Annotated in this window: 14 protein-coding genes; 6 read left to right on the forward strand and 8 right to left on the reverse strand. The window is 37.3% G+C overall.

Features of this window, described 5'->3' with window-relative positions:
• The 3 genes from VNZ46_RS23260 to VNZ46_RS23270 form a co-directional block, all read left to right on the forward strand.
• A partial coding sequence (locus tag VNZ46_RS23260; RefSeq protein WP_325563094.1) for a RagB/SusD family nutrient uptake outer membrane protein occupies positions 1-675 on the forward strand: 675 nt, incomplete at its 5' end.
• A 61-nt stretch (positions 676-736) separates the two neighbouring features.
• Complete coding sequence (locus tag VNZ46_RS23265; protein ID WP_325563096.1) at positions 737-2,050, forward strand: thioredoxin family protein; 1,314 nt, start codon at positions 737-739, stop codon at positions 2,048-2,050.
• A gap of 92 nt (positions 2,051-2,142) precedes the next feature.
• Positions 2,143-4,821, forward strand: a complete 2,679-nt coding sequence (locus VNZ46_RS23270; protein WP_325563098.1) for an alpha/beta hydrolase family protein — start codon at positions 2,143-2,145, stop codon at positions 4,819-4,821.
• Positions 4,822-5,471: 650 nt separating this feature from the next.
• Here VNZ46_RS23270 and VNZ46_RS23275 read toward each other — a convergent pair.
• A complete protein-coding gene (locus VNZ46_RS23275) occupies positions 5,472-5,723 on the reverse strand; it encodes a hypothetical protein (protein WP_325563099.1) in 252 nt (83 codons plus the stop codon).
• 82 nt (positions 5,724-5,805) lie between these two features.
• A complete protein-coding gene (locus tag VNZ46_RS23280) occupies positions 5,806-6,318 on the reverse strand; it encodes a TlpA disulfide reductase family protein (protein ID WP_325563101.1) in 513 nt (170 codons plus the stop codon).
• Between the two features lie 600 nt (positions 6,319-6,918).
• On the opposite strand from VNZ46_RS23280, the gene VNZ46_RS23285 reads away from it, so the two are divergent.
• Positions 6,919-7,191 (forward strand): hypothetical protein, encoded by a 273-nt coding sequence (locus tag VNZ46_RS23285; RefSeq protein WP_325563103.1) that lies wholly within the window; start codon positions 6,919-6,921, stop codon positions 7,189-7,191.
• Positions 7,192-7,233: 42 nt separating this feature from the next.
• Here VNZ46_RS23285 and VNZ46_RS23290 read toward each other — a convergent pair whose 3' ends face one another.
• The 4 genes from VNZ46_RS23290 to VNZ46_RS23305 form a co-directional block, all read right to left on the reverse strand.
• Positions 7,234-7,914, reverse strand: a complete 681-nt coding sequence (locus VNZ46_RS23290) for a zeta toxin family protein (RefSeq protein WP_325563105.1) — start codon at positions 7,912-7,914, stop codon at positions 7,234-7,236.
• 91 nt (positions 7,915-8,005) lie between these two features.
• A complete protein-coding gene (locus VNZ46_RS23295; RefSeq protein WP_325563107.1) occupies positions 8,006-8,425 on the reverse strand; it encodes a hypothetical protein in 420 nt (139 codons plus the stop codon).
• A gap of 61 nt (positions 8,426-8,486) precedes the next feature.
• Complete coding sequence (locus tag VNZ46_RS23300) at positions 8,487-9,185, reverse strand: RloB family protein (protein WP_325563109.1); 699 nt, start codon at positions 9,183-9,185, stop codon at positions 8,487-8,489.
• On the reverse strand, positions 9,175-10,440 hold the full coding sequence (locus VNZ46_RS23305; protein WP_325563111.1) for an ATP-binding protein: 1,266 nt from the start codon (positions 10,438-10,440) through the stop codon (positions 9,175-9,177). The genes VNZ46_RS23300 and VNZ46_RS23305 overlap by 11 nt, the downstream gene beginning before the upstream one ends.
• Before the next feature lie 396 nt (positions 10,441-10,836).
• Between VNZ46_RS23305 and VNZ46_RS23310 the strand changes: the two genes are divergently transcribed.
• Both VNZ46_RS23310 and VNZ46_RS23315 read left to right on the forward strand, forming a co-directional pair.
• Complete coding sequence (locus tag VNZ46_RS23310) at positions 10,837-11,778, forward strand: hypothetical protein (RefSeq protein WP_325563113.1); 942 nt, start codon at positions 10,837-10,839, stop codon at positions 11,776-11,778.
• A gap of 13 nt (positions 11,779-11,791) precedes the next feature.
• Complete coding sequence (locus VNZ46_RS23315) at positions 11,792-12,742, forward strand: hypothetical protein (protein ID WP_325563115.1); 951 nt, start codon at positions 11,792-11,794, stop codon at positions 12,740-12,742.
• Positions 12,743-12,750: 8 nt separating this feature from the next.
• Here the strand turns inward: VNZ46_RS23315 and VNZ46_RS23320 are convergent, their stop codons facing one another.
• Positions 12,751-13,386, reverse strand: coding sequence for a DUF6266 family protein (locus tag VNZ46_RS23320; RefSeq protein ID WP_325563117.1), 636 nt, complete (start codon positions 13,384-13,386; stop codon positions 12,751-12,753).
• Positions 13,387-13,447: 61 nt separating this feature from the next.
• Entirely contained in the window at positions 13,448-14,089 is a 642-nt protein-coding gene (locus tag VNZ46_RS23325; protein WP_325563119.1) for a DUF6266 family protein, read from the reverse strand.
• Between the last annotated feature and the right edge of the window lie 200 nt (positions 14,090-14,289).

Genomic DNA, 14,289 nt, shown 5'->3' on the forward strand with positions numbered 1-14,289 from the left:
CAGACAGCACAATATTCGTCAAGCATTCCCTTAGACCAAGTTTTCCTAAAAAATAGTATGGAGACCATTTGGGCTTTACAACCTGTGAAAAATCTTTTTAATACTGACGAGGCAGCCACATTTATCATTTTACCATCTCCAGGTCCTGGCAGTGTTTACCCCTTACAGTTACTAGATGATTTTCTAAATTCTTTCGAGACTGGTGATCAACGCAAAACTGAATGGATCAGTCATATAAACTACGAGGGAAACGATTATTTTTATCCTCAAAAGTATAAGGTTCCTTATGGCAGTTCGTCGGTCACAGAGTACCCAATTGTTTTACGTTTAGCGGAACAGTATTTAATACGTTCAGAAGCAAGAGCATTGCAAGGCAAAATTGCTGGCAGTCAAAATGATTTAAATGTCATTAGAAATCGTTCAGGTCTCGGCAATACTACAGCGAGTAGTGCCGAAACGCTTTTAAGTGCCATTTTAAAGGAAAGACGAGTTGAACTATTTACTGAATGGGGGCATCGTTGGTTTGATCTAAAAAGAACTAGTCAAATAGATAATGTCATGAAAATAGCCGCTCCTTTAAAAGGGGGTATTTGGGCACCTTATAAAGCTCTATATCCAATACCATTACAAGAGATTCAAGTGAATGGAAATTTAGCACAAAACCCAGAGTACTAAATACTCGCTCTCTCGGAAGGTATAATCCCTTCAATATTTATTAAATTTAAAATCAAACATTATGAAAAAGATTATCCTGTTGATGTTAGGGTTATGGCCTTTAGCAAACTATGCTCAAATAAATGAAGCTGTATCATTTCTTCAACTTCCAGATTGGAGCACAGTATTAAAAAAAGCAAAAACAGAACACAAAATAATTTTTGTTGATGCCTACACTACCTGGTGCGGACCGTGTAGACAAATGGATCAAGAGGTATATAACAACGATGAAGTTGCCAAAATCTTAAATACACAATTTATTTCCATTAAAATACAAATGGACTCTACGTCTAAGGACAATGAATATGTAAAGAGATGGCAAAAAGAATGGCCAGTTTTCCAGAAATTTATTGATGCCTACCCCTCTCTGCTATTTTTGTCTCCTGACGGAGAATTAATTGGTAAAGATGATGGATATCATAGCTCCGATCAATTAATCTCTTTAGCAAAAAAAGTTATTGATCCTGAGAGGAGTTACCAAGGGCAAGTAAAAGCATTCAGAACTGGAACATTAGATGAAAAAAGTCTTCTAAACTTAGCTTTCACAGCTAATAATTATAAACAGGATTCATTAGCAAAAGAAATTGCAAAGTCCTATAAGCAAAAATATATAGATACCAAAAGCCCAGCACAAGTTATAAATCCTAGAATGATAGACTTTCTAGTACTATTTAACGAATTTTTTCCCTTAAAAGATAACTTCAATAGATTTATCTATGTTAATCAGGATACTGCTGACAAACTATTTAAATCCCCAGGGTTCTCTAAGCGTTATATAGATTTTTTAATAACTAGAGATATGTTTTCTTCTGTAACAGACGCAAAAGGAAAAATTATAAATGAACACCCAAATTGGAACGAAATTGAGGAGAAAATCACCAATGCTTATGATAAAACAACAGCACATAGGATCATATTAGCTGAAAAAATTTCTTTCTATAGCCAAAAGAAAGATTATAATACACAGGCAAAATATGAGTTTGATCAGATTGAATTTAGGGGAATCGATACAACGGACGAGATGAGCCTCAGAGCGGTTAATGACATGATTTATACTGCAATTTTTCAAAAACCGGTAAGCCAGGTGATATTAGAAAAAGCAATCTCTTATATGCAGTTCATCTTAAAACAGAAACCAGATAATTATCATTATATTGATACATACGCTAATATTTTATATAAAGCAGGATACAAAAAGAAGGCCATTGAAGAACAGCAAAAAGCAGTTAATCTGGTAAAAAAAGATAGAAATGAGGATGCCAACTCCATACTTTCCTACGAAGCAACTGTCCGTCAAATGAAAGAAGGAAAACCAACTTGGACAACTTCAAATTAATTCGTCTTTATAAAAAATAGCTTTAATACTGCACTGCCCATGCAATTACACTATCCTAATTTTGTTCAATGATTTATTCTAAAAATTCCATCATGTTAAATCTTCTTCTATCTCAATGGAGGATTAAAGTCAAAGGTTTTATAAAAATTGTAATTCCTTTAACTATTATATTTCAAGTAAATATTTCGTTGGCCCAAAAACCGCCGCTTCAACTTGACAATTATAAAAGCTGGACAAATATTGAGGGAGGTAGTATAAGTAATGATGGAAAGTTTGCGTTCTATCAGATCGAAAATACTCCAGTCAGTACAGATGCATTCATAATTAAGTCTATGGATAAAGACTGGATGCTCGGGTTTGTAACTCTAAGCAATCCTTGCTTCAGTGACGACAGCCGTTATTTATTTGGAATCCTACCAGGAGATACACTGATTAGTCTTAATCTCAAAACAAAAATAATTATAAAAATTCCTAATGTTATTGATTTTAAATCTCTTAAACAAAGAACAGAAAATTTATTAATATATCGGGATAAAGAAAATAAACTCGTTTTAAGGGACGTCAATGGAGCGATCATAAATTCTTGGCTACAGGTTAATGAATATATCATCTCTCCAAATAGATCCAATTTTTTTATTCAAAAATGTATATCTAAAGATACATTTCAGATTGTCAGCTATGATCTAGTTTCAAACGTAGATAAAGTTATCTATGAGGGATTAGCACCAAGCAACTTACTTACTAATGAATCTGGTTCCCAATTCGCTTTCTTGTTGCACACTGATAATGGAAATGCAATATGGTATTTTGATAAAAGTATGTCCTTTGCAAGGGAGCTGATATCTAGAAATTCACCAGGAATAGATTCAACCAAAAGTATTGATGTTGGCCAATTTTACATGTTTTCAGGTGATGGGGAACGATTGTTCTTTTATTTAACAGACTTGAGCCATTCTCATATCCAACAATCTCAACCTTCTGATCTTGAAATATGGAGTTATCAAGACGCATATTTAAAAAGCTATTACTATAACAATGGAGAAATTCCAATAGCTGCCTACTTATCTATAATTCAGATTCATTCAGGTGAAATTGTTCAGCTACTTCACAGCAATGAGGAAATTGCAGGCGATTTCGATGATTTTAGATCAGGTAGAGACAGTATATTCCTAGTAAAATCATCATTCGGGCCTGTAAATGAGCGATGGAATACAAGCTCCAGAACCAGTTACTCCATATGTTTTTCTAGAACTGGAAAAATGATTCCCATAGAAACTAATAGATCTATTCCCTTGGAGTCTCTTAAAATCTCACCCAATTTCAGGTACATTGCTTATTATGATTCTGAGAGAAAGAATTATTACAGCTATACAGTTGCTACTGGTGAAAAAAAAATACTCACCAGTAAAATTTCAGCGAAAAGTTTTACTAACTATCAAATGGAGAACTATCCAATTTCATACACTTGGCCTTTAGGTATAGTAGGCTGGATGGATGAAAACAATATGATAGTCCAAGGCAACTATGATCTATGGAGTATTGACTTACTCGGCATGCGAGCACCCTTGAATCTAACTAGCTTTGTTGGTGAAAAAGAAAGAATCGTATTTTATCCTGGAATTGAAAATTTCAGCTCTAAAAATGGAAAAAAGCAAATTATACTTACTGCTTTTAACACAAAAACAAAAGATTATGGCTTTTATTCCTTGAATTTAAACACACACGCACTGATTATGCTTTCAATGGCACCACGCTATTGCGGAGCAATAAAAGATGTCTATACTAAATTATCTCCGCCAGAATTTCTAAGAGCTAAGGAACAGAACTTTTTTCTAATAAGATGGGAAAATTATAACCGTGCACCCAATTATTTTTTCAGTAAAGATCTAAAAAAGTTCAAACAAATTTCAAACAATCAACCTCAAACAAAATACAATTGGCTAACAGCAGAACTACACACTTACAAAGATAGCTTAGGAAATTTCTATCAAGGTGTTTTGTACAAACCTGAGAATTTTGACAAAAAAAATAGGTATCCTCTTATTATGAATATTTATGAGGAAAAGAGCAATCTATTAAATTCATTTCCTAGCGGTATTTTGTCCCCAGGTGAAATAAGCATTGCCACTATGGTTAGTGCTGGGTATTTAGTATTCCTTCCTGACATTAAAAAGGAACTTCCTAAACATGTAGGAGAATGTATTATGCGATCAATTATCAGTGCAGCAGACCATTTAAAACAATATGAATGGATTGACCAAAAAAAATTAGGGATATGCGGCGGGAGCACAGGTGGTTTTGAAACCAATTACATTATAACGCATACAGACCGCTTTAGTGCGGCCATCTCCGGTGCAGGTGTTAGCAACATGATTACCCAGGCTACGATGCTTAGAAATGGAAATTCTAATATTAATCAATTAAATGGATTTGGTTACATGATGGGAGCCTCCCTACCCGAAGATCCTATCACTTATATTAAAAACTCTCCCATACTTGAGGTATCAAAAGTACATACACCTTTACTAATTCTACACAATACTGGTGATAATTCGGTTAGTTATACCCACAGCCAATCTCTTTTTATCGCTTTAAGAAGTTTACAAAAAAAAGTATGGTGGTTAAATTATAAAAATGAAGGTCATGGGATAATGGACATGGATAAACGTATTGATTATAATAAACGCGCTATTGGATTTTGGGATTATTATTTAAAAGAAAGGCCTGAACCTAAATGGATGAAAGATCACCTATCTGTTACAAATCGCTAAATGAAGGCCTTTTTTATCAGCCCTTCATTTGCGCGGTTAATCTGTCAAATACCATGTTTTACAAGTACAAGGAAGTGTTGGACTAGTAGTTGCACAGAAATAGGTTGGAAATAAATTGACTAATGTAGTATAACCAACTACGGGGACTGTACACTTTGTTGTCGGATCTGTTGATTTATGAGTATAAATAACAAATTCATGATTAGTGGTTTTAAATGAAATGAATCCACTAATTATAGTCAAAAGACTTATTAGAGCTAGAAGCATTTTAGCTCTTCTTAGTTTCATATATTTCATTGCATTAATTTTGTTATTAAGATATTGAAACCTAATCCGTATAATACCAGGTTTTTAAAACACAAGGTAGTGTAGGACTAGTTGTAGCAAGGAAAATGACAGGCCGTCCATTGGGAACTGTTGTGATACCTAAAAATGGAACCGTGCATTTACTTGTCGGGTCTGAACTTGAGTGGACATACACCATTTTTGTTAAATCTCTGACTTTAAACGATAAATTAATAGATGCAATGGAGAACAAAAAGATGGCAATAAATAATAATCTTGCTTTAGTATTATTTTTCATGATCTAGTTTTAAAATGTAATGGAATTAGATAAAAAGGCTGGAATTAACCAGCCTTTTTATTTTTCATTAATCAGTAATATAAAACGTCTTAGTAACACATGGTAAACTAGTGGTTGTTGTAGCAAAGAGCGTTTTAGGTGCCAAGTTAGTTGTAGTAGTATAACCTACCAATGTAACTGTGCATCTTGTTGCTATTGGATCTGTTGAAGAGTGAGTATAAACTACAGCTCCAAGATTTCTATTGGCGTTAGCAGCAAATACACCACCAGCAACAGCCAGAACTGCAATAGCAGCCAGCATTAATTTTGCTTTTTTCATAAAAAAATGATTTTATCAATTATTTATTTTCCCTACTCTGATCAAGGGTTTTCGGGTTCCCCCTTATATTTCGCGAAATAATTCAATTCAATCTCTGAGTCATTGATATAAACTTTTCCATCTTTACCTGTCCATCATACACATACTGCAATACTCCTTTCTTATTGTAAAAAGCATTAAAAGGATAACCACTCAACTTATAATACTTCAAGAAGAAATTAGCCGTATCCAGGCCAACAACAACGTTAGCGTACTTCTTCAATCCATTCCGCTCAGCAAAATTCTTCATCCCGCCAAAGCTCTCTCCAGTGAGTAATACAAACTGCACGTCTTCTAACTCAATCATATTCGCCTTCATTTCTTCCATCTGTTGCTGACAGTATGGACAATTGGGGCCAAAGAAGAAAAATACAGTTGGTTTGCCTTTAGCCTGGTCGGTATGATAAATCGTAGAACTATCGGGGAGTAATAAATTAAAAGTTGGCAAAGGTTGCCCTTCTTTACCTGTAATCAAATTTGTTTCTACAGGGCGATTACAGGAGAAGGCCATTAAAGATATACACGCTATTATAAGTACTTCCTTCCTATTGAACATGGATATGGATAATTAAAGGGTTAATCTCAACTCCCAGAATTATATAGAGACGGCAAGTATTGGATGACCCCTACCATTCCCTATATAATCCAGGCTCTCATTTAATCCACAAAATTTATATTACTATGAAAAATCACATCTGGAGAGAGGCGTTGCAATTCGCCCCCAACCAGATCATGAATAAAGCTATCGAGCTATTACAGTAGAAATTTCACTGATCTAAATGTTGGGTTACGGGTTAATTCGTTTTCAATTCAAAGGTAATATAGCTTACACTCATTTTACCGCAGCCTATATGGGAGATAGAGAAAAATACTTTGGAGATACAGGTTCCTCTCAGGTTCGGAATGAAGGGTATAAAAAAGGACAGCTGGAAAACTGTCCCCAATCCATTTAGAAGTATAAATATTTGTTTACCATTAAGAAAAGATATAGGATTTAATCTTCCTGAAGATATTAAACTCCGCTGTTATCCAACTTCAGTTCCCATAGATCAATTCAAACATTTATGCTCAGATATTACCTTTTATAAAGTACCGCAACTTTATATAACAATACCAATTGCTCCATACATTTTAAATACATAAAATATAATACGCTATGAGCTTTAACAGCGCACCAGAGTTTTACATCTGTTACCCATCTCCAACTCCAGATATAGAAAACATCTACATTTTTCATCTGATTCCACCTGCCTGGTTTGGAAAAGTTACACCGAAAAGTAACGGGACACAGCTTGATATCATCACGTATTTTGGCCCATCCCCAGCAAAGGATATTGAAGCCCAAACCTTAAAAGATGCAGGCGAATTTGTGAAGATTTTTTTTGAAGAATACAACAAAAACCTTTTAAAATACAGCTTAAAAAAATAACAAGAACAATAAAAAAGGCGATGGTTAAACCATCGCCTTATGTTACATTTTTTTTCCTCGGCTTTTCTTCTGGGTTTGCCCTAAATGCCTTTTAATAGCACTGGCTATATTGGGCATACGCTGTATCCATTCCTTTTTTAGCGATACTGGATCGGCCATGATAATTTTTCCCTTTTCCATAGTAGCCAATAACTGAGGTGTTTTTGTGCCATCGTAGATATTTAACCTACTTGCAATGATGCTAATGTCATTTAAATTTTTTAAACTGTTTGCATAGTTAGCTTTCAAATTTGCTTCCGGCAAACCAAAGTTCATCTTACCCTTACCCTGTATACGCAGCTCACAGTCTGCTACACTGTCCGGGCAAATAAAATTCATTTCTACTTTGAAACCCGCTTTCTTAAAGTTATCATCTAATGTTAAAAACGTTTTTAAGTCCAATGGAACCTCTAGCAAAAAATTTTTATGCTTAGAGATGGCTTCAACCATCTTGCCTACCAAACCGTTTTCCATTCGCTCCGTTGAAAAATAAAGTGCACGGCTCGCAGGCATCTGCTTTACTAATTCTTTAAACCCCTGCTCAAACTCCTGTTTCGTATTAAAGGAGATACTGTCCTGTAAACCTCCAGCCTTTAATGATTCTGCTAACGTCGTTTTACCCCCCGCAGGAGGCCCATCTACAAGAATAAGTCTAGGCTGTTCCTTGTTTAAATTCTTTTCCATCTGCTACTGATCTATCCCTGCACCCCTTTGTGCAGTTGATATAAAGCTATAAACTACACCTAGTGCAGTCAAGCCATTTCCCTAGCAAAATTTAATGGGGATGGTAGAATTCTACGCATTCTACTGCATCATGACGGACCAGGTATAAAAACAGATGCTGCCATCTAAAAAGATCCGGCACATACCATCGCCCAGAGCCATTAATTACATCTGGAGACCAGTTAATCTCCTGTACTTTCTCTGGCGGCACCTTCATGCACATCTCTCCATACTTGGTATTTCCTATAGCCATGCTGTAAGCCGCAAACCAGGGATCATCCCGAAAGCCGTTCATCGGTTCCCAATCTACTAGTCTAAGTGTAAGATCTCCTGAAATGGGTGTAAGCGGCGTACCCCTTGACCGGCTCAATTCATATACCCTGACCACAAATGAAAAAGGTCCGTGTATCTCTTGATAACCCTCTGCCACTGCCGATGTAACTCTGTAATATTGCCCCACTTTCAAATTCACGGAGCAAATATGCTAAAAATATTAGCAAATCAAAATGAAATAGAATTAGAAAAGATAAGGCTTAATATCCCGAAGCCCGGTTTTCAATATAAGCCAAAAGACGCTCCACTAAAACATAAACTCTGGTAAAAGGGCATGCTTTAGCCGCGTTATTGCCTGCGTGCATGGTTTCTAAAGCATTTGCCCAGGCTATGGCCTGCTTTACATTACCCTCTGCATGGATTCGCTTGGCCAGCTCCAGCATATTTTTTTCGTATTTAACACCCAATATCTCCGACAAAGTTTTGATATAACTACTTCTATGCAATGCACTTTGTAAAAACTGAAAATGTAACACATACCACAATTCAAAACTCTGGTTAGAATGCCCACTTTCAATGCCTTCCTTTAGTGCAAGTGCAATAGCGTCCTTGTAATGATGATCAGGAAAATCATCTTTATCATACACTGCCCACACTTCATCAAATGCTGGTAATCCGGTATTCCTTTTCCTTTCATCACGTAGCTGTATAGCTTTCTTCACCACATTTAAGGTATTATCACCCGCGCCCTTTACTTCAACCGTTTCTACCAGATGTTTAGGCAACATACTGCCCAGAAATTCAAAATAAATAGGTTCTGTTCTTATGCCTTCAGTTACAACTAAAAAATACTTGCGCTCTTCTCTGGCATCAACAGTGAGGGTAGTTGGTTTTGCTGCAACCAGTTCCTTTAACATATCTGCAAAAGATGATTCTTTATGTTTTTGCTTATTGGCCATCTTTTAATATGTTTTCAAGGTTTTCAATAAATGGAATACCCCCGTATTTACCATCAAGGTAGTTTTTATCAAAAGGTGTTTCTTTTCTAACTTTATATTCAACCAGGTTGACCACGGTAGTAGCAGCCAGGTTATTTTTCTCTACTAAATAAATCTGATCTCTGCGTAATAAATCTCTGTCCATTACTGCCGTGTCATGGCACGCTGCCAGTAACTGGGCCTCTGTTTTTACCTCTGTGCCGTTAAATAACCTGATAATGGATTTGGTTAATAAAGTATGAATCCTTGCGTCTATCTCGTCAAAAATAACCAGACGGTTTTCTATGACTGCACGAAGCAGAACACCAATAATATTGTAAAACTTTTTGGTGCCTTCAGATCCCTGCTTCTCCAGGTCAAATGTTATTTCGTTAATAACCTTACCGTTGTTATCAAAAACATTATGCATAGTTAGTATGGGCGTAAGTTTGGCCTCCAGATAGCTTTTCATTTTTTTATCTGTCATGCCCTGGATATTCACATATGCATTTGTGTCGGTTGGACTTTCGCCTACATTAATAGATTTAATTCCCAGATCGGCTTTCCTAATCATTTCATTGATTAAAAAATTGTAGTTAAAATTCCGCATCATCTCATTGGTATCAGATCGGTAACCCGAATCGCTTAAACCTTCAATGGTATCTATGCTATCAAACCATGCATATATAGTTTTTGCCACTGGTACATTCCATTGATCCGCAACCGATAAAAAGAGTACGTTAGTATTGCACCTTGATTCAAGGTCTTTTGCATTGATAAACTTTTTATGATCGATTTGAAATTTTTGCCCAATGCGTAAATATAACGGAACCTGCGTGGTTGCCTTTACTTCAAGTAGCCATTCTTTGCTCACTTCTTTTTCATTGGCTTCAAAACCGTACCTGTATTTTTTGTTTTTGATAATAAATTCTGCTTCAAAGAAGCTCGGAGCTGTACGTGTTTCTTCATTAAGCAAAAAAGGTTCTACAGGAATGTTTCTGGTGCTGTTAAAGTTGGTTGACAGCAAAATCATATCCTTATATACCTTAAAGGCATCCAGTATCTTTGATTTACCACCTGCGTTAGCACCATACATCAAAACAGTTTTTAACAGCCTGTCTTTCCCCTTTTCAAAAACATTCGTTTCCTCATGTTCATTGATGGCTGTGGCAGCAAAATTAATAAGTATAGGGTCTTTTATGGATTTGAAGTTTCCGACTTTGAAATAAACTAGCATAGTTCACGGGTTTTGCACAAATAAAAACAATTTTATTAACAAACCTATTAAAAATACGTCATTTTTGCGGATTTTCTACAAAAATGACCTATTTTTCAATCTTCACTTATACATACTCAATTCCTTGCTCCTGCTCTCCCATGCTTATCGGCAAAATGGACGCTGTTATTTTCCACCATTAACACCGTATTAACCCTTTTCTAAAGTAAAGCACCTAAATTGCGGGCCATAATTTCAGTTTTACTGTAGCCCGGTATTGTAGATGGTTGTTACCTGGGTTTACACCAAATATTGCTCAATAAAAAACACGACTTAATGAGGTTCCCCGTTTTGGCAAAGCCAACAGAGAAACTATTGCCATAAAAAATACTAAACCACCATACAATATTATAAGATATGTTGAAGTACTTCGCTTTCCTGCTGGTATTCCTGTTCGGATGCCAAAAGAATACTTATGTGATGAAAAGTATCGCCACTTTTGACGATTTAAACGTGACGCTTAGCATTGCCCCCGACACCAGAGACTCATCCTGGGTTACCTTAACAATCACCAATAACTTACCCGTTAATCGGTATTACATTTCCAAATCTATTGACGTGAAATGGGATGAGGAACTCGATGTCTTAAATCTGAGGCATCTGGCCACAATAAGCCAGGACTCGACCATCATAAAAAGCCTAGGGCTTTATTTAAAGCGTAGTCATTCATATACCATCAATAAGCACATAGCCAACAAATTTGATGCAAACACTTATGTATCCTTACAAGACGTATCCCTTACACTGGCTAGTATGGACATGTACGATACCACAGCCATGACGCAACGTAAACCTAGGCTTATGGCCAATTTTGGCTCCATATTAGTAGCACCCAGAAACTATGACAATAAAAGGGCGACCGATACCGCTGTAGCCTTATTTATGGATAGAATTTCAGGTACTTTCTTAGATGCCAAGCTGGAGGTGAAGCGTAGAAAAGATGGTACTGCCCTGTTGGCCCTACATCTGCGCAATGAGAGTAAAGAATTTCCGATCAGCACTGGTTTGGAATTGAATCCGATTTGGGACCATGAAGGAAACAACCTGTATATCAGCGTAGTGCCACAACTCAACTTAGAGGAAGATACGATTCATCAAGTGCTCATCCCACCAGGAGCCGCCAAAACCATTATAGATTCCGTACCTGATTATTTCAATGCAAATACAACCATTATGTTTACCAATACCCACTATGTGCTAAAAAATACTTCCAATCCAGCTCCAGGCCCTCGGCCCATCCTATCCAATTACCGTGATGCCCACAATTTGGCCGCAACCTTTAATATACAGCAGTTATAAAAAGCAATTCAAAATGAGGAATTATAGATACATCATTGTACTGTTGGTAGGCTTACTGGGATGCAAAAAGAACACCTATGTAATGAACAGCACCGCTATGTTTGATCATTTATTCATAGAAACTAACATTACTCCCGATACCAAAGATTCATCCTGGGTAACCTTAGTGATTACCAATAATTCAGAATATGAAAAGAAATTTGTAGCCAACAAATTTCTTTACAAATGGGACAAGCAAGCGGATACCCTTCACTTAACTAATTTTGCACCCATGAACTGTGACAGCCTAACCATACGGCGCGATGGCAAATATTTAGGGCCAAAGGCTGCCATTACCATAAGACGGCATGTTGAAAACAGATTTACCGATCATACCATTATCGGCCTGCGGCATTATGCCCTACAATTATCAGATGGTGATGCCAATGACAGCACAGCTTATGCAGCTACCCATCAAGATATCGATGTGCTGTATGGAAGCTACTTAGTAAGCCAAAGAAATTTCAAAGCCAATGTTGCAGATACAACAAATGGGGCTTTGTTGTTTAAAGATCGGGTCCGTGGTACCTATTTAAGCGCAGGTATAGAAGCACGTCGTAAAAAAGATGGCAGCGTTTTGTTAGTTCTGGAAATGAAAAATGAATCTGAAACAGATACCATTGCTACAGGTTATGAATTAGAAACGACCTGGAACAAGGCAAAAAATGAATTGTTTTTACAGGTAATGCCTCAAAGATACCCCTCTAAGACAGAACAGCTGAAAGAGATGATACAACCGGGCGCAGTTAAAATGATCAAAGATTCTGTACTTAATTATTTTGATGCGCATACTACCCTTGTTTTCGGCAATATACATTATCTGACAAAAAGCGAGCCTGAAGGCTGTTCATGTCTTTTTCCTTTAGAACCAGATCCGTCTGATATGTACAAGTTGGGGGCTAGATTTAGCATGTATAGACAGTGAGCCTGGGCTTACAACTTTCCTAAATACAAACTATCTGTACAGGCCATTCCATTCTCTGTAATGAAGGAAAGATAGGTTTCTATCTCTCCAGCACCTGTAAACTCTGTTGGCAACAGCAATACCTCATAACCTGTGTTGCGCTTTGCACCACACAGGTTATACACTGAACGGTGTAGCCTTGGTACATAGGCCAACAACATGACATGATCTGTGCCATGTGGGTAAGTTAGATCGGGTGTCCAGCTAAACTTCAGCTCATTGCCTAGCCTCACTACAGATGGATTAATGCCTTGGTTGCTTAATGGACCTTCGGTAAGCCGCACCTGGCTGTATTCTATTTCTAAATTAGGGTATGTGCCTATCAAAGCATGTTTTACCTGATGGGCTACTGCGGCATTATAGGCCGAATAGCGTTTATCTTTTGCAGACCAGGCAAAGCCTACTTTTACAAAATCTGTACAGGAAGATAAGAGTTCATTCACCAATTTGAGTTTCATTCGGCAACTGAGTTGCTTTAAAGATGGGGCTTTGGTGGGCTTGCGCTTACGAGAGCGGATGATTAAAGCGCCTTTAAGCATATAACCCTCCACCGTACCTATAACGCCCGAAAACGCGCCTAAAATGCCATTTATTAATCTTGCCATGACTTAAAGTTTAAAAACCCGCTGTACACTGCCCCTGTACAGTCTACAACGGGTCTGTGAATTACAATACTGCGAGGTTGCCTGCATAATAGCTATTACTCACTATTGCATCTGTAGACTGGAGAGCCAAATAACAATACACATCATCTGGCGCAAAATCCGCAGGTAGCTGCAGGGTGTATGTTAATGCAGAACGTAGCGCAGCATGGGTTAATACCACGTACTGTTGCTTTGTGGGGTTATAAACCAGTAGGGAGAGCTGATCGCTTGGGTTATTCAGCTTCACCAGGTTCTGGCTCATGGTCCAGGTAAATTTCAGCTTTGCTCCAGCTAAGGCTTCTACTTCTACATCTGAAACATTATACAGCTTACCTCTACTGTAGGAGAAATGAGGGTAATCGAGCGTAAACAATGGAGAGATGCCGGTAATAGCATGGTCCAGATTGTAGGCTACCGCTGCATTCATAGCGCTCAGCTTTACCGCATGGGCTGCAAAGCCGATATTAATTAACTCGCTTATATAGCTGCAAAAGTTAACAATGAGTGCAAACTTGCTGCGCTGGTCTAATTGCTGCTGTGTGGGTGGCTTTTTAGACCGCATGGGTACACTGGTAATGATAAACTGTCCTTTTACATATCGGCCTACTAAGCCTCCGGTTTTACCTACAAATCCGGAAAACGGGCCTTTGAACTGCTTTCCCATAATGATGCTTTTTTAAAGGTTACGAAATAGGTAACCCAATGAGCATTACAGGGAATGCCGGCATCCCCCTTTTGGGGGTACATTGGTCATAGATTGAACGTGTGTTGATCGTTTGTTGATGGTGTTGGACTGACTATTGGTTCTGGTATGACCGGGTTACAATTGTAAAACGTGGTACACCATTAAAAGTTACAACATAT

Source organism: Pedobacter sp. (assembly GCF_035566355.1).
Taxonomy (GTDB): Bacteria; Bacteroidota; Bacteroidia; order Sphingobacteriales; family Sphingobacteriaceae; genus Pedobacter.